Origin of the sequence: Nocardia sp. NPDC004151 (assembly GCF_042874235.1) — a bacterium.
Lineage (GTDB): Bacteria > Actinomycetota > Actinomycetes > Mycobacteriales > Mycobacteriaceae > Nocardia.
Genome location: NZ_JBIAMR010000007.1, coordinates 66,022 through 81,482, shown reverse-complemented (window position 1 = coordinate 81,482; position 15,461 = coordinate 66,022). Strand labels below are relative to the sequence as shown.

The window sequence follows — 15,461 nt, the reverse complement described above, 5'->3', positions numbered from 1 at the left end:
GGTCCGGTTGTCGCCGGACCCGGCTTTCGGCTATTCCGTGCGTTTTCGCCTGGCACCGTTCCCTCGGTGTGGAAACCGACCACCAACGCCCGGACTACGGGTCCGCACTGGGCGCGGGCGCACACCCGTCACCCAGTGCGATTCGATCAGACCCGCGCCCGCTCGCGCGCCAGGGCCCGGTCGCGCTGTTCTTCGAAACGCGGAATCTGGACCCTTTCGAGATTCTCGAGAAACACCACGAGCCGATCCCGGGCTTGTTCACCGATCGGACCGAAATCGTTGCGCTCGAAGAGATTCCATTGCCGTAGCACGGGCTGAAGGACTTCTTCGAGATGGATTCGCAGGTCGTAGACGCCGTGTTTGGCCATCAGCACGCCGTTGCGGCGGAAGTTGGGCATGCCCATGCCGGGCATGCGGAAGTTCTCGATGATCAGGGTCGCGCAGCACAATGCTGTGGCGCGCCTCTTCTGCGGTCCACCGCCCGACCCAGGTGCCCCACGCGCCGTCGCGGGAGAAGTTCTCGGCGATCTCGCGATGGTAGGAGGGCAGGTTGTCCTCGGTGAGCAGGTTGGTCACCAAGGCTGCCTTCGCGACATCGGACAGCTGAGATTGTTCTGGCTCCCAATCGATTCCGCCCAAGATCGGGAAGTTACGCCCCTCGTCCCAAGGCACATAGTCGTGGGGATGCCAGTCCTTCGCCATCGACAGGTGCCGATCCAAGGCTTGCCCCGCGACGGGCTCGAGTTCACCCTCGAGTACCGGCACTTTGCCGCTGGCGAACAGCACGACGTCGGGGTAGTCCACCGACGACCAAGCCTCCAAGACCCGCAACATCGGCCGCGCCCTCCTGCGCTCTCGACACGCATCACCAATGACTAGAACAGGATCGACGGCGTCCCTGCCTGGAAATAGGGCCGAAAGGCCCCCTGAGGAGGGCCTTCGCACTCGCGCCCGCCGCGCACCCTGAAGGGCCTGATCCTCACGCCACTTACTCAGGGGGCCACCTGTTTTCGATGATCCTCGTCCGGACCTTCACCGTCCGTGGGCGCGTGCTGCTGGACCACGTACTGTCCGTGCAGGCCGCGAGGTGATCGCACACGGCGACTCGCCGTGATCGGCTCTCACCACGCCCCCGGATAGACTCGGGGGCAGGCCGTATCGGATGGATCGTGCGCGGACTCCGCCAACAGGAAGAAGATGTGACCGTTGAGCCCCAGCACGGCTCCTGTTCGGTGCGCGGCACTCTCTCCCAGCTGCGACTCCGGGAATTGCACGTAGAGGTCAAGGACCGGGTCGAGAAAATCATCGACGCCCGTGATCACATGGACGGCCTGGTCGAAGCCATGCTGGCGGTCACATCGAGGCTGGACTTGGATCAGACTGCGCACCATCGTGCACACCGCGATCAGTCTGGTCGATGCCCGGTCCGGTGCGTGCTCGGCGTCGGCGACCTCGACGGTCCCGCCCCGGGCGGCGAGATCGTCGTCCGCGGTGAACGGTTGCCCGCCGGCATTCTCCGTCAGGTACAGGTTGCCGGCGTCTCTCTCGGCGCACGTGTCCTCTACCGCCTGCTCGGCGGCGGTCGCTACGGCGACCTACGGGATTGGACCGCCATCAGCGCCTTCACGGATTCCATCGCACAGGCTCTGAAACTGCACGCACCGCACACCATTCCGATTCATCCCTGACGGCCGCGCGGACCCAGGATTCGACATCGTGATCGTGCGGGGTCAGGTCCTGCGCAGGGACTTCCGGCCCTACCCGGGGATCGCATGAGCTGACCACGACAGAGATCGCCGGCGGCGGCACGTCGGGTCAGGAGATGATGCGGACGGCGTAGGGCATGATGCCGTCTTCGCGGACCGCTGAGACCTTGACGACGTCGCCGGATTGGGGAGCCTCGACCATCTTGTTGTTGCCGATGTAGAGGGCTACGTGCTGGGAGCCGCCGGCGCCCCAGAAGAGCATGTCGCCGCGGGCTCGTTCGGAGACGGGAACCCTTGTGCCCATGGTGTATTGGTAGCCGGAGTAGTGCGGGAGGGAGACGCCCACGCCGGCGAAGGCGTAGATCATGAGGCCGGAGCAGTCGAAGCCGGTCTTGTTGTAGTCGCCGTAGCTGTCGGCGGTGCCGCCGTCGCGGATGCCGAGGGTGGGGCCGTCCTCGTCGCCGCCGCCCCAGGCGTAGACGACGCCGAGCTGGGACATGGCGCGGTCGACGACGGTTTCGATGAGTTCGGAGCGGGAGCCGCCGCTGGGACGGGTGGTCTGCGTGTCCGAACGGTTGGGCTGGGGGCGGCGCGGGGGCGGGGAGGAGTCCTGGACCTTGTGCGGGCGGTGGCTCTGGCCGACCTGGGCGGCGCGGTCGGCGGCGGCGCGGTCGGCGGCCACGCGAGCCGCGGCGGCGACCGCGGCGGCGCGAGCGGCGGCCTGGGCGGCGGCTTCCTCGGCTTTGCGCTGCTGATCCCACGCGACGAAAGCGTCGCGCTGGTTCTGCAGGCCGGCCACATTGGCGCGGGCGGAGTCCAAACGCTGCTGGGCCGAGTCACGCTGGGAGACAAGGCCGTTGCGGACGTTGTTCTGCTGGTTGAATTCGGCCTGGGCGGTGGTGACGGCGTTCTGCGCGTCGGCCTTCTTGGCGTCGGCGGCGGCAGCGGCCGCGTCGGCGGCCTGCTGGGCCTGTTTGGCGGCGGAGGTCTTGTTGGCCTGATCGACCTGGGCGTGGCGGAGGCCGTCGACGACCTGCTGCTGGTTCTTGGAGGCGATGGTCAGGATCTGGGCGCGGTTGAGCGCGATCTCGGGGCTCGGCGCGGCCATGTAGCTGATCAGCGAGGTGGAGCCGGGACGCATGTAGACCTGCGCGACGTACTTGTCGAAATTGCCGTGCGCGGTATCGACTTTCGCGCCCGCGTCGGTGAGTTCCTGCTGGCACTGCACCACGGTCTGGGCGGCGGCGTCGGCGGCGTCGCGGGCGATCTGCAGATCCACCAGGGCCTTGTTCACCGCTTCACGGCGCACGGCGATGGCGTCGTCGAGCTGTTGCAGCTGCTGTTCGGCGGTGGCGACCTGGTTGATGAGCGCGCCGACTTCGCCGACACCGGCGTCGACCTGGGCGCCGGCCGCATTGAGGTCGCCGTCGCTGGGATTGGGGGGTGGGGGTGGGACCGCGTGCCCGGAGGCCATGCCACAGGCCAGCACGACGACCGCTACGAGCAACTCCGTAGCGACTCGCGCTGGACGTCCGCGCCGCTTCGCCGGTCGTCGCATCGCACCTCCCTGGAGTCTCATTCGGCACATCTGTCCCAGCCGTGCCATCGCGAAACCGTACGACATGTCATGAACCGCTCTGAACAGCCACGCCACAATCACAAATATGTAATTCGTCAGTAGCCACATATTTGCAGGTAGACCACATGATCACCATGCGTCACATGACACGACACGAGTCACGGATCGGGCGTGTCGCGTACGAACCGGGCGGTTTGCTTTACCGCGCACCCGGATTCGGGCAATGAAAAAGGGGCCCGGGACGAACCCGAACCCCACCCGGCGACCCCGTCGCCGTCGGCAGCGGAACCCCTAGCCCACCGGAGTCGGCGGCTGCGCCCCCTCCGGAGCCCGCCGCGACTTCACGACGTACAGCCCGCCGATCCCCGCGACCAGCAGACCCAGCAGCACCAGCGTGATCACCGTCCAGGACACCGCCTCCGGCTGCTGCAGCCGATCCACGAAAACCCGCGCGGCATCGGCGGTGTGCTCGGATCCGCGGTACTTGGCCCCGTCCTCGGCGCGCTCGAGCCGCCCGCGGGTGAACTGATCGCTGAAGGTGCCGACCCAGTCGTCACTGAAGACCACCACGGTGCCGTGCTCGATCTTGCCGACCTCGTTGGCCAGGTCGCGCAGGTTCGCCTCGATCCCCGGATTGCCCGGCACCACAACGATATCGAGCTTGATGCCCTGATCGCGCGCTTCGGCGGCGATGGCCGCGAGGGCCTCCTGGTCGCGTCCTTCGGGGGCGGCGACATGGTTGTCGTCGAGATCGGCGATGATCTTATTCAAGTCGGTGTTCGGCGGTAGTTCCGCCTTCACGGGCGTGAAAACCGAGGGGTGCGAGACGGTCACGAACGCAGGGTACGGGACGGCTTGTCAGATCGCCTCACCGCGCCACGGTCTTCCCGCCCCCGATGTGCTCACAGGACAAGCGTACTGTTAATGTCGGAAAACGGACGAGGCCCGCGCCTCGACGAGGCCATCGGCACAGCCCCGCCGCTGGCCCTCCCATTCACAGACGAGTGGAGCTGAACGTGACGAGTATCGATACCTTCGGCGCCAAGGGCACCCTCGAGGTCGGAAGCAACTCGTATGAGATCTTCCGTCTCTCGGCCGTGCCCGGCACCGAGAAGCTGCCCTACGCCCTGAAGGTCCTCGCGGAGAACCTGCTTCGCACCGAGGACGGCGCGAACATCACCGCCGACCAGATCCGCGCCCTCGCGGCCTGGGATCCGTCGGCCGAGCCCGACACCGAGATCCAGTTCACCCCGGCCCGCGTGATCATGCAGGACTTCACCGGCGTGCCCTGCATCGTCGACCTGGCCACCATGCGTGAGGCCGTCACCACCCTCGGCGGCGACCCGAACAAGGTCAACCCGCTGTCCCCCGCCGACATGGTCATCGACCACTCGGTCATCCTCGACGTGTTCGGCACCGCCGACGCCCTCGAGCGCAACGTCGACCTGGAGTACCAGCGCAACGGCGAGCGCTACCAGTTCCTGCGCTGGGGCCAGGGCGCCTTCGACGACTTCAAGGTCGTCCCGCCGGGCGTCGGCATCGTGCACCAGGTCAACATCGAGTACCTGGCCCCCACCGTCATGGTCCGCAACGGCCAGGCCTACCCCGACACCTGTGTCGGCACCGACTCGCACACCACCATGGTCAACGGCCTGGGCGTGCTGGGCTGGGGCGTCGGTGGCATCGAGGCCGAGGCCGCCATGCTGGGCCAGCCGGTCTCCATGCTGATCCCGCGCGTCGTCGGCTTCAAGCTGACCGGTGAGATCAAGCCGGGCGTCACCGCCACCGACGTGGTGCTCACCGTCACCGACATGCTGCGCAAGCACGGTGTGGTCGGCAAGTTCGTCGAGTTCTACGGCAAGGGCGTCGCCGAGGTGCCGCTGGCCAACCGCGCCACCCTGGGCAACATGAGCCCCGAGTTCGGCTCCACCGCCGCGATCTTCCCGATCGACGCCGAGACCATCAACTACCTGCGCCTGACCGGCCGCAGCGATGAGCAGCTCGCGCTCGTCGAGGCCTACGCCAAGGAGCAGGGCCTGTGGCACGACGCGGACAACGAGCCCGCGTACTCGGAGTACCTGGAGCTGGACCTGGGCACCGTGGTGCCGTCCATCGCCGGCCCGAAGCGCCCGCAGGACCGGATCCTGCTGTCGGACAGCAAGGACGCGTTCCGCAAGGACATCCGCACCTACACCAACGACCCGGTTCCGCACACCGCGCTGGACGAGGCCATCGAGGAGTCCTTCCCGGCCAGCGATCCGGTCGCCCCCGGCACCGCCACCGACGAGACCGCCGTCCCGACCGCCGCCAACGGCAGCGCGGGCCGTCCGTCCAAGCCGGTCAAGGTCTCGGACCCGGAGCGCGGTGACTTCGTGCTGGATCACGGCGCCGTCGTGGTCGCGGGCATCACCTCCTGCACCAACACCTCGAACCCATCGGTCATGCTGGGCGCGGCCCTGCTGGCCCGCAACGCGGTCGAGAAGGGCCTGGCCTCCAAGCCGTGGGTCAAGACCAACATGGCCCCGGGCTCGCAGGTCGTCGCCGACTACTACGAGAAGGCCGGCCTGTGGCCGTACCTCGAGAAGCTGGGCTTCTACGTGGGTGGCTTCGGCTGCACCACCTGCATCGGCAACACCGGTCCGCTGCCGGAGGAGATCTCCAAGGCGATCAACGACAACGACCTCTCGGTCACCGCGGTGCTCTCGGGTAACCGTAACTTCGAGGGTCGCATCTCCCCCGACGTGAAGATGAACTACCTGGCCTCCCCGCCGCTGGTCATCGCGTACGCGCTCGCGGGCACCATGGACTTCGACTTCGAGACCGACGCCCTGGGCCAGGACCAGAACGGCAACGACGTCTTCCTGAAGGACATCTGGCCGTCGCCGCAGGAGATCGACGACACCATCAAGTCGGCGATCAGCCGGGACATGTTCACCAAGTCCTACGCCACCGTCTTCGACGGCGACCAGCGCTGGCAGGGTCTGGACACCCCCGAGGGCGACACCTTCGCGTGGGACGAGGCCTCGACCTACGTCCGCAAGGCCCCGTACTTCGACGGCATGTCGATGGAGCCGGCTCCGGTCCAGGACATCACGGGCGCGCGCGTGCTGGCGCTGCTGGGCGACTCGGTCACCACCGACCACATCTCCCCCGCCGGTCCGATCAAGCCGGGCACCCCGGCCGCGCAGTACCTGGACGCCAACGGCGTCGAGCGCAAGGACTACAACTCGCTGGGCTCGCGTCGTGGTAACCACGAGGTGATGATCCGCGGCACCTTCGCCAACATCCGTCTGCGCAACCAGCTGCTGGACGACGTCTCGGGTGGTTACACCCGCGACTTCACCCAGCCGGGTGGCCCGCAGGCCTTCATCTACGACGCCTCGCAGAACTACCAGGCCGCGGGCATCCCGCTGGTCGTGCTGGGCGGCAAGGAGTACGGCTCGGGTTCCTCGCGCGACTGGGCCGCCAAGGGCACCAGCCTGCTGGGCGTCAAGGCCGTCATCACCGAGTCGTTCGAGCGCATCCACCGCTCGAACCTGATCGGCATGGGCGTTGTGCCGCTGCAGTTCCCGGCCGGCCAGTCGGCCGCGTCGCTGGGCCTGGACGGCACCGAGACCTTCGACATCGAGGGCATCACCAAGCTGAACGAGGGTGTGACTCCGAAGACCATGAAGGTCACCGCCACCAAGGAGAACGGCGAGAAGGTCGTCTTCGACGCGGTCGTCCGCATCGACACCCCCGGTGAGGCGGACTACTACCGCAACGGCGGCATCCTGCAGTTCGTGCTGCGCAACATGATTCGCGGCTAGTCACTGCGATGTAGCTCGGTTCTCGAAGGGCTGTTTCGAAACCGAGTCGTGGTGGCGGGCACCGGAATCGCGTGAAAGCGCAGCTCCGGGGCCCGCCACGCGACCCCCACCGGGTCGCTTCGCTCGTCGCTCGTGCGGGTTCTCCGATTTGGTCGCAAGATCGATAAGGAGAACCCGCACAACACGTTTCGGAGGAGTCCAGTGCCCAAGGTGTCAGACGACCACCTCGCCGCCCGGCGCAGCCAGATCCTCGACGGAGCCCGCAGTTGCTTCGCCGAGTTCGGCTACGAGGGCGCCACCGTGCGTCGTCTCGAAGAAGCGACCGGTCTGTCGCGGGGCGCGATCTTCCACCACTTCCGAGACAAGGACGCGCTGTTCCTGGCGCTGGCCCAGGAGGACGCGGGCCGCATGGCCGAGGTCGCCGCCAACCAGGGTCTGATCCAGGTCATGCGCGACATGCTCGCCCGCCCCGAGGATTTCGACTGGCTGGGCACCCGCCTCGAAATCGCCCGCCGCCTGCGCAACGACCCGGAGTTCCGGGCCAATTGGGAAGAGCGGTCCGAGGAGCTCACCGCCGCCACCGTGGCCCGCCTGGAGCGCCGCAAGGCCGCGGGCGCGCTGCGCGACGACGTCCCCACCGAGGTGCTGCTCGGTTACCTGGACCTCGTCCTCGACGGCCTCATCGCCCGCATCGCCTCCGGGCACGCGGGCAACAATCTCGAAGCCGTGCTCGATCTGGTCGAGGCCTCCATCCGCCGCAAGGCGTGATCACCCGGGGCGAATTCGCCCCCGCGTCAGTCCTCGCGTTCGAGATCGGCGAGCAGTAGCCGCGAGATGCGGTCGAGTTCCTTGCGATCCGCGGCGCTCAACACCGACAGGATGCGGGTCTCGTTCTCGAAGTGGTCGGTGACCACGATGTCGATCAGGTGCAGGCCGCGGTCGGTGAGCGCCACCTTGATGGCGCGCCGGTCCCCCGCGTCGGCGATGCGGCGCACCAGACCGGCCTGCTCCAAGCGGTCGAGTCGGCCGGTCATGCCCGCACGCGACATCATCAGGGTGTCGGCCAGGGCGGAGGGGTTGAGCTCGTAGGGCTCCCCCGAACGGCGCAGCGCCGCAAGCACATCGAACTCGCCGCGTTGCAATCCGTGTGCGGTGAACACCGTTTCGACCTTCGCGCCCGCGACCGCGGCCAGTCTGCCCAGGCGGCCGATGATCTCCATGGCCTCGCCGTCCAGGTCCGGCCGTTCCCGCCGCCACTGTGCCGCGATGGTGTCCACGGCGTCGGTCTCGTTCTCACCCATGGACAACACTCTATTCGATGCCATATAGTTCGGTAGCGAATTATCAATCACCGAATGATTCGGAGCTTGTCATGAACGCCGCTTCCCGCCCCGCCGCCATCCGCCGCCCCGAGGACTCCGAGATCATCGGCGCGGGGCAGCCCGCCTCGGTGCGACTGCTCATCGACTCCGAGGAGGCGGGCGGGTCGGTCAGCACCGTCGAGGTGACGCTGGCCGAGGGCGCCGACGGGGCCGCGCCGCACTATCACACACTCTCCGACGAGCTGTTCTTCGTCGCGGACGGCGAACTCCAGGTCATGGCCGGGGACGAGATCGTCACCGTCGGCGCGGGCGGGGCGCTGGTGGTCCCCCGGTTCATGCCGCACGCCTTCGGCGCGGTCCCCGGCTCCTCGGCCCGCCTGTTCATCGCCCTCATGCCGGGCGTGGAGCGCCACGGGTACTTCCGATTCCTGGAGCAGCTGGCGCTGGGGCAGACCACCCCGGCCGACATCGAGGCGGCGCAGAAGGAGTACGACAACTACTTCGTCGACGCTCCGCGGTGGTGGGCCGAGCGCACCGCGAATCGCGCCTGAACACGCGAGTTCGCCTGCCGCGCCGCGTATTCGCCGACCCGTCGGCGCGGTTCACCGGCAACCGATCGCAACACCCTCCGGGGCATTCCGCCCACCGGGTAGCCCGGGAGTCGCCGAGGTGGATGTGCCGTAGGCCACCCGAAACGCGGAATGATCATCGGGTCGTCGCGGGTTGGACCTTGCATGGCATTCTCTGTTCCCATCACCGTGCGCGGCTATGAGCTCGATATCAACGGGCATCTCAATCAGGCGGTCTACCTCCAGTACGCCGAGCACGCGCGCTGGGAGCTGCTGAAGGCCGCGGGCATCGCCGGGGACAAGATGGTGACCGCGGGCATCGGCCCGGTCGTGCTGGAACAGACCATCAAGTACCAGCGGGAACTGCATCTCGGCGACGAGGTGACTGTGAGCTGCGAGTTCGAATTCACCGGCGGCAAGATCTTCCGGATGCGCCAGCGCATCGTGAAACTCGACGGCACCGTGTCCGCGGAGATCGACGCCGTGTCCGGCATTCTCGACCTCGCGGCCCGCAAACTGGTTGCGGATCCCGGTGCGGCACTGCGGGCCGTAGCCGACTCGCCCGACGCCCTGGGCCTCTAGTCCCGCGACGCTCGTCCGCACCCACCCCGATTGTTCAGCGAAAATCTTTCGGCGGGAGCAATTTCCGAAACCCCGGCGGAGTTTGCCGAGGAGGCTGAAATCTGTCGATGCGGACCGAATTCGACCCGTCGCGGGATATGATTCAGATCACGCTCGGCCCCGCAGCAAATCCCGAGCAGATCGGAGTTCCGCATGACCGGCGCCCTGCACCGAACGGGATCGGCGACCCTCGCCACCACCTCGCGACCGCTACCCGGCTACCTTGTCGCAGCCACCGAGCGAAGTATCAGCGTGCGCGTCGGCGACGGCACCTGGACCCTGGATCGCGCGGATGTGCTCGACATCGCCCGGTGGGACGCTGCGAGTGCGCAGAGCGGTTGCGAGGGCCGTCCGGTCCTGGTGCGGGTACGGTCCGGCGCCACTGCCGATTTCACCCAGCGCCGTCGCGTCGAGGTCACCGATCGTCCGCTGACGCTGGCGCCGGAGCAGAGTCCCGCGCGCGGTGACGACGAGCTGCGCCGGCAGACCGAGATCTGGGCCCGCGGACTGGATCTGACGGCGGGGCCTGGGGTCGGCGGGGCCACCATGACCTGCTGCCAGACCCGGTCGCACAACGGCAGCGACGACGGCATCGCCTGCGACAGCCTCGACTGACGGGGGCCACGCATGGCCGCCCGCACCACGGGCTCGGTCCTCATCGTCACCGAGGCCGAGGATCTCCACGGCGACGCCCTCGCCGCTACGCTGCGTAAATTTCATGGGCATAATCCGATTCGTCTCGACATGCGTGACTTCCCGCGCGAGAACGGCGCTTTCCGGCTCGGCGCGGACGGCTCCTACCGCAGCCTGTCGCACATTTTCGGACTCGACGACGTCACCTCGGTGTGGTGGCGGCGCCCGCACCCCACCCTGGTGCCGGGCGGGCTGAGCGCCGAGGACGACGACTACCGCCGCGCCGAGTGCGACGGCTTCCTGCAGGGGCTGCTGTGGTCGATCCCGGCCCTGTGGGTCAACGACCCCGGGGCCGACCGCACCGCGGGACGCAAGATCGTGCAGTTGGAGACCGCCGCCCGGGCCGGATTCACGATTCCGGAAACCCTCGTCACCAATGATCCCGACGAGGCACGCGCCTTCATCGAATCCCGGCCCGGGCCAGTGGTTTACAAGCGCACCGGCACCAGGCGCGGGGCGTTCACCGAGACCCGCCTGTTCACGCCGGCCGATTTCGACCGGCTCGCCACGATCCGCAACTCCCCCACCATCTTCCAGGACTACATCCAGGCCGAGAGCGACCTGCGCATCGTGTGGGTGGACGGCATCGAGTGGGTGGTGCGCATCGACTCGCAATCCGGTGTGGGACGGGTGGATTCGCGCCTGGACACCTCGGTGGCGTTCACCGCCGATCGCCTGCCCGCCTCGGTGAGCAAGTCGCTGACCACGCTGATGGGCGCGCTGGGACTGGCTTTCGGCGTGCTGGACCTGCGAGTGGGGCTCGATGGCGAGTTCTACTTCCTGGAGGTGAATCCCCAGGGGCAGTTCGCCTATCTCGAGATCAAGACCGGTCTGCCGATTTTCCGGAGCCTGGCGAACCTGCTGGTGCTCGGCGACGGGACCGTGACCCCGTAGCGGCCGCACGCCATCGCGAGCGGAGCGAGATCGCAAGTCCCCGACCGGCATTCACCGGCCGAGTCCCCGCGATCGTGTTCCCGGAACGGGACGCTACTTGCTGACGGGCTTGCCGGCCTTGCGGCGGTTGGCACCGCCCCGGCTGCGGAGTTGCACATGCGACTCCACGAGCACGTTGTGAATGAAGCCGTACGACCGCCCGGTTTCCCTGGCTAGGGACCGGATACTGGCCCCCGCCTCGTACTGCTTCTTGAGCTGGGATTGCAAGCGATCGCGGGATTTCCCGGTGACGCGCGTGCCTTTACCCAATACGGCTTTACCCTGTGCGGGCCTGTCACTCATGGCTTCCTCCGAGTCGCCGTGGGCGCCTTATTCCAGGGTAGAGACTCGGATGCCTGTGATCAACGAAACGGTGTGATGTGAATCACCGAGTTTTGGCGAACACGCGTTTTTCGGTGCGGGAAGCGAGTTTCCGGGCGCGGACGGCGGTTTCTCCGGGCCCGGAACGCGCGCGCTCAGGCCAGCTGGATCAGTTCCAGGTAATCCTGCGACCAGTGGTCCTCGGTGCCGTCGGGCAGCATGATGACGCGCTCGGGGTTGAGCGCCTCGGCCGCGCCCGGGTCGTGGGTCACCAGGACCACCGCGCCCGCGTAACTGCGCAGCGCGTCGAGCACCTGCTCACGCGAGACCGGGTCGAGGTTGTTCGTAGGTTCGTCCAGCAGAAGGACATTCGCCGCCGAGGACACCAGACCGGCCAGGGCGAGACGGGTCTTCTCACCACCGGAGAGCGTGCCCGCGGGCTGCTCGAGCTGCGGCCCGGAGAACATGAACGCGCCCAGCAGACCGCGCAGGTCCTGCTCGCCCGCGTCGGGGGCGGCGTGACGGATGTTCTCCCAGACCGTGGCCTGGTCGTCCAGGGTGTCGTGTTCCTGGGCGAAATATCCGATTTTGAGGCCGCGACCGGGGTCGATCTGGCCCGCGGTCAGGGTCTCCACGCCCGCGAGCAGCCGCAGCATGGTGGTCTTACCGGCGCCGTTGAGGCCCAGGATGACCACCCGGCTGCCCTTGTCGATGGCCAGGTTCACCCCGGTGAAGATCTCGAGGGACCCGTACAGCTTGGTCAGGTTGGTGGCCATCAGCGGCGTCTTACCGCAAGGGGCCGGCTCGGGGAACTTGATCCGCGCCACCTTGTCGGCCACGCGGATGTCGTCGACCTCGTTGAGCATGCGCTCGGCGCGCTTGACCATCTGGTGCGCCGCAGCCGCTTTCGTCGCCTTGGCGCCGAGCTTGGCGGCCTGCTGCTTGAGCGCGGAGGCCTTCTTCTCGGCATTGGCGCGCTCGCGCACGCGGCGCTGTTCGTCGGTGGCGCGGGCGTCGAGGTACTTCTTCCAGCCCATGTTGTAGATGTCGGCCTCGCCGCGCACGGCGTCGAGGAACCACACCTTGTTCACCACGTCGCCGAGCAGTTCGACATCGTGGGAGATGACGATGAGGCCGCCGTCGTGGTTCTGCAGGAACCCGCGCAGCCAGTTGATGGAGTCGGCGTCGAGGTGGTTGGTGGGCTCGTCGAGCAGCAGCGTGGTGTCGGACTTGCCGCCGCTGCCGTCGGAGGCGCTGAACAGGATGCGCGCCAACTCGATTCGACGACGCTGACCACCGGAGAGAGTCCGCAGCTGCTGGTTCAGCACCCGGTCGGGCAGGGCGAGGCTGTGGCAGATGCGGGCGGCTTCGCTCTCGGCGACGTAACCGCCCAGGGCCGAGAAGCGCTCCTCGAGGCGGCCGTACTTGCGGATCGCCTTGTCGCGTTCCTTCTCGTCGGCGACCTCGGCCATCAGCGCCTGCTGCTTCTCCATCTCCCGCAGCAGGGTGTCGAGGCCGCGCGCCGAGAGCACCCGGTCCTTGGCGAGCATGTCGAGGTTGCCCTCGCGCGGATCCTGGGGCAAATATCCCAGTTCTCCCGAACGAATGACCTTGCCCGCGTAGGGTTCACCTTCACCGGCGAGAATGCGCAGTGTGGTGGTCTTGCCGGCACCGTTGCGGCCCACCAGCCCGATCCGGTCACCGGCCTGCACCCGCAGCGCCGAGCCCGGCGCCGTCAGCAGGGTGCGGACTCCGGCCCGGACCTCCAGGTCGGTCGCGGTGATCACAAGCGTCTCCTCGGGTGCAGCGGATGCCGATGGTTAACTGATCGATTGTGCGTCGCGTCGACACACAAGAACCACCGATTTTATCCCAAGCGGGCGGGACCCCGAGGTCAGGGGCATGGTCAGGCGTGCTGGCCTGCGCGGATGCGCTCACGGCGGCGACGGGCCGCCAGGAAGACGCCGCGGGCCGCGACCGCGATCAGCCACAGCGTTGCTCCGAATCCCCCGCAGAAGATCACACCCCACACCATGATGAACGGCCCGTAGTAGGCCACCCGAGCCCAGTAGCCGCACGGGCCCACATCTTCCGGGATGCTGGCGCATTCGGGGTGCCCGATGGCGGAGAACGCGAGGGTCGCGAGCATCGGAATCGCCACGGCCGCAGCGAGAACGAACGCCAGTTCGCGGAACGGACGGAACGGGACTGCTGCCATGCGGTCGCACCCTACGCCCCGACGCTGCCATCCGCCGCCCCGACGCGACCAGGATGACAGGTTGGCCTTCGTCGGTGATTCGTCACTCACTGGCGGGGCTGAAGTGACGAGAGAGGTTCACGAGACCGCGGGCTCACTCCCCGCCGCCCGATCGGCCGCTGACCATCCCGCCTTCTGACTCATCCAACGGGATCTCCAGGTGCACGGTCTGGAAGCGTCGCCCGGGTTGGCGGTCGTCGTGCACGACCGTCCCGAGTGATTTCCAGAATTCCAGCGCACCGGGCACGCTAGCGTCGGTGTGCAGGTACAACCGCTGATACGCGGGTGTCCGGCGTACGAACTCGACCGCCCGCACGACCAATGCGGTGGCCAGCCCGTGGCGGCGGTGCTCGGGCCGGACGTAGACGCGGAACAGCTGGGCCGTGCTGTGGTCGGGGTAGCGTGCGGCCAGCCACGCCGGATGCGGCGGCGTGCGCGGTCCCCTGGCCCGGATCGCGGTGGTGGCGACCACCTCCGCGCCGAGCACCGCCACCCAGAGGCGCTGGCAGGGATGGCAGAGGTAGGCGCGGGCCGGGTCGACGACATCGTCGTGATGCTCGGGCAGGTAGCCGTAGCCGAGGTCGTGGTAGAAGGTGTCGAGCATGACGCTGCGGGCGCCGGGGAGATCCTGCGGCAGTGCCGCGCGGAGGGTGTAGTCGCTCATCGGAGGGCGCCGAGCTTGGCGGACAGCACCTCGAGGCCCTCGACGGCGACCGGGCCGGGGCCGGTGTAGCCGAACGGGACGGCGATGACGCGGTCGTGGCGGATCGCGTCGAGCGAGGCCAGTTCCGGACGGTCACGGAGGGCACGCCGGACCGAGTCTGGGGTTTGGTCGCCTTGGGTGAGCAGGATGATCACGTCGGGATTTCGGGCGATCAGGGTCTCGGTATTGGCCTCGAAATTGCGTTTGGCCACGTCACCGAAGATGTTCTCGAGCCCCAGCGTGCCCATTTGCGTGTGCACGGTGCTGGTGGCGCCGTACGCGCTGAGGGTGGAGCCGTCCCGGGAGAGGATGAGTGCGGCGGCGGGGCGGGCCGGGCTGCCGGGCCGGTGCTGATCCGCGACCGCGGCGACACGGCGGCGCAGGTCGGCGACGGTGTCGCCGGCTTGCTTCGCGGTCCCGAACAGCTTTCCGTACAGCTCGATATCGGCGAAGATGTCGTCGTAGGCGCCGGCGGCGTTCTTGCAGTAGCCGCGGGTGACCAGCAGCGGGATGCCCGCCGAGGCCAGGTCCTCCGGTTTGACGGCCGCGCCTTCGAAGCTCACCACCACGTCCGGATTCCGCGCGATGATCTGTTCTCGGGCGAGATCCGCGGTGGGCGTGATCATTTCGGCGTGACCGAGCGCGGCGGCGTATTCCCCGGGGAAGGGCGCGGTTTCGAAGGTTCGGGTCACGACGCGGTCGGCGGCGCCGGCGGCGGCGATGAGCGGGGCGGCCACCGATCCCACGGTGACCACCCGGGCGGGGGTGCGGTCGAATCGCACGTCCCGGCCGCAACTGGAGATGGTGAGCGGGAAGGCCCCGTCGGCGGACTGCGCGTTCTCGGGCGCGGTCGCGCCGCAGCCGGTCAGTGCGAGCACCGCGACAACGGCAGCGGGCAGGACACGCGCGAGCGTGTTGGAGACGGTCATGATCGATGAATCCTTGTGT

The 15,461-nt window shown here is 67.9% G+C and carries 14 protein-coding genes and 2 pseudogenes; 7 read left to right on the top strand and 9 right to left on the bottom strand.

Translation table 11 applies throughout. The annotated features are described in order from the left end of the window. Positions 1–146 precede the first annotated feature (146 nt). Positions 147–783 (bottom strand): annotated as a pseudogene (locus ACFYTS_RS17590) (acyl-ACP desaturase). Between the two features lie 416 nt (positions 784–1,199). On the opposite strand from ACFYTS_RS17590, the pseudogene ACFYTS_RS17585 reads away from it, so the two are divergent. After that, a pseudogene (locus ACFYTS_RS17585) lies at positions 1,200–1,434 on the top strand (histidine kinase); the annotation flags it as partial. A gap of 381 nt (positions 1,435–1,815) precedes the next feature. Here ACFYTS_RS17585 and ACFYTS_RS17580 read toward each other — a convergent pair. After that, positions 1,816–3,264 (bottom strand): NlpC/P60 family protein, encoded by a 1,449-nt coding sequence (locus tag ACFYTS_RS17580; RefSeq protein ID WP_387305313.1) that lies wholly within the window; start codon positions 3,262–3,264, stop codon positions 1,816–1,818. Between the two features lie 312 nt (positions 3,265–3,576). Then, a complete protein-coding gene (locus ACFYTS_RS17575) occupies positions 3,577–4,119 on the bottom strand; it encodes a DUF6676 family protein (RefSeq protein WP_387305311.1) in 543 nt (180 codons plus the stop codon). 182 nt (positions 4,120–4,301) lie between these two features. Between ACFYTS_RS17575 and acnA the strand changes: the two genes are divergently transcribed. Together acnA and ACFYTS_RS17565 are read left to right on the top strand one after the other, a co-directional pair. After that, positions 4,302–7,094, top strand: a complete 2,793-nt coding sequence (gene acnA, locus ACFYTS_RS17570) for an aconitate hydratase AcnA (RefSeq protein ID WP_357287724.1) — start codon at positions 4,302–4,304, stop codon at positions 7,092–7,094. Between the two features lie 201 nt (positions 7,095–7,295). Continuing rightward, the gene (locus tag ACFYTS_RS17565) at positions 7,296–7,862 is read left to right on the top strand and encodes a helix-turn-helix domain-containing protein (protein WP_357082556.1); all 567 of its coding nucleotides are present in this window, start codon (positions 7,296–7,298) and stop codon (positions 7,860–7,862) included. A gap of 26 nt (positions 7,863–7,888) precedes the next feature. On the opposite strand, the gene ACFYTS_RS17560 is transcribed toward ACFYTS_RS17565, so the two are convergent. Further along, entirely contained in the window at positions 7,889–8,395 is a 507-nt protein-coding gene (locus ACFYTS_RS17560) for a MarR family winged helix-turn-helix transcriptional regulator (RefSeq protein WP_387305309.1), read from the bottom strand. Between the two features lie 71 nt (positions 8,396–8,466). Here ACFYTS_RS17560 and ACFYTS_RS17555 point away from each other — a divergent pair, with 71 nt between their 5' ends. The 4 genes from ACFYTS_RS17555 (at position 8,467) to ACFYTS_RS17540 (ending at position 11,193) form a co-directional block, all read left to right on the top strand. Further along, positions 8,467–8,967 carry a cupin domain-containing protein gene (locus tag ACFYTS_RS17555; protein WP_387305307.1) on the top strand — a complete coding sequence of 167 codons (501 nt, stop codon included), beginning with the start codon at positions 8,467–8,469 and terminating at the stop codon, positions 8,965–8,967. 183 nt (positions 8,968–9,150) lie between these two features. Further along, entirely contained in the window at positions 9,151–9,567 is a 417-nt protein-coding gene (locus tag ACFYTS_RS17550; protein ID WP_357287733.1) for an acyl-CoA thioesterase, read from the top strand. Between the two features lie 192 nt (positions 9,568–9,759). After that, on the top strand, positions 9,760–10,221 hold the full coding sequence (locus tag ACFYTS_RS17545) for a hypothetical protein (protein WP_357287736.1): 462 nt from the start codon (positions 9,760–9,762) through the stop codon (positions 10,219–10,221). Positions 10,222–10,233: 12 nt separating this feature from the next. After that, entirely contained in the window at positions 10,234–11,193 is a 960-nt protein-coding gene (locus ACFYTS_RS17540; RefSeq protein WP_387305305.1) for a hypothetical protein, read from the top strand. Between the two features lie 93 nt (positions 11,194–11,286). On the opposite strand, the gene ACFYTS_RS17535 is transcribed toward ACFYTS_RS17540, so the two are convergent. From ACFYTS_RS17535 to ACFYTS_RS17515, 5 genes are all read right to left on the bottom strand, one after another. Next, the gene (locus ACFYTS_RS17535; protein WP_357082573.1) at positions 11,287–11,535 is read right to left on the bottom strand and encodes a helix-turn-helix domain-containing protein; all 249 of its coding nucleotides are present in this window, start codon (positions 11,533–11,535) and stop codon (positions 11,287–11,289) included. Between the two features lie 173 nt (positions 11,536–11,708). Continuing rightward, positions 11,709–13,340: an ABC-F family ATP-binding cassette domain-containing protein gene (locus ACFYTS_RS17530; protein WP_357287741.1), complete on the bottom strand. Its 1,632-nt coding sequence runs from the start codon at positions 13,338–13,340 to the stop codon at positions 11,709–11,711. Positions 13,341–13,459: 119 nt separating this feature from the next. Further along, entirely contained in the window at positions 13,460–13,771 is a 312-nt protein-coding gene (locus tag ACFYTS_RS17525) for a hypothetical protein (protein WP_387305302.1), read from the bottom strand. Between the two features lie 133 nt (positions 13,772–13,904). Continuing rightward, the gene (locus ACFYTS_RS17520; protein ID WP_387305301.1) at positions 13,905–14,474 is read right to left on the bottom strand and encodes a GNAT family N-acetyltransferase; all 570 of its coding nucleotides are present in this window, start codon (positions 14,472–14,474) and stop codon (positions 13,905–13,907) included. Beyond that, on the bottom strand, positions 14,471–15,442 hold the full coding sequence (locus ACFYTS_RS17515; RefSeq protein WP_387305299.1) for an ABC transporter substrate-binding protein: 972 nt from the start codon (positions 15,440–15,442) through the stop codon (positions 14,471–14,473). Before ACFYTS_RS17515 ends, ACFYTS_RS17520 begins: the two co-directional genes overlap by 4 nt. Between the last annotated feature and the right edge of the window lie 19 nt (positions 15,443–15,461).

Excerpts from the sequence above, each read along its gene's own strand:
- ACFYTS_RS17580 (WP_387305313.1), bottom strand. The coding sequence starts at position 3,264 with ATGCGACGACCGGCGAAGCGGCGCGGACGTCCAGCGCGAGTCGCTACG.
- ACFYTS_RS17520 (WP_387305301.1), bottom strand. The coding sequence starts at position 14,474 with ATGAGCGACTACACCCTCCGCGCGGCACTGCCGCAGGATCTCCCCGGC.
- ACFYTS_RS17555 (WP_387305307.1), top strand. The coding sequence starts at position 8,467 with ATGAACGCCGCTTCCCGCCCCGCCGCCATCCGCCGCCCCGAGGACTCC.
- ACFYTS_RS17515 (WP_387305299.1), bottom strand. The coding sequence starts at position 15,442 with ATGACCGTCTCCAACACGCTCGCGCGTGTCCTGCCCGCTGCCGTTGTC.
- ACFYTS_RS17535 (WP_357082573.1), bottom strand. The coding sequence starts at position 11,535 with ATGAGTGACAGGCCCGCACAGGGTAAAGCCGTATTGGGTAAAGGCACG.
- ACFYTS_RS17550 (WP_357287733.1), top strand. The coding sequence starts at position 9,151 with ATGGCATTCTCTGTTCCCATCACCGTGCGCGGCTATGAGCTCGATATC.
- ACFYTS_RS17560 (WP_387305309.1), bottom strand. The coding sequence starts at position 8,395 with ATGGGTGAGAACGAGACCGACGCCGTGGACACCATCGCGGCACAGTGG.
- ACFYTS_RS17545 (WP_357287736.1), top strand. The coding sequence starts at position 9,760 with ATGACCGGCGCCCTGCACCGAACGGGATCGGCGACCCTCGCCACCACC.
- ACFYTS_RS17525 (WP_387305302.1), bottom strand. The coding sequence starts at position 13,771 with ATGGCAGCAGTCCCGTTCCGTCCGTTCCGCGAACTGGCGTTCGTTCTC.
- ACFYTS_RS17540 (WP_387305305.1), top strand. The coding sequence starts at position 10,234 with ATGGCCGCCCGCACCACGGGCTCGGTCCTCATCGTCACCGAGGCCGAG.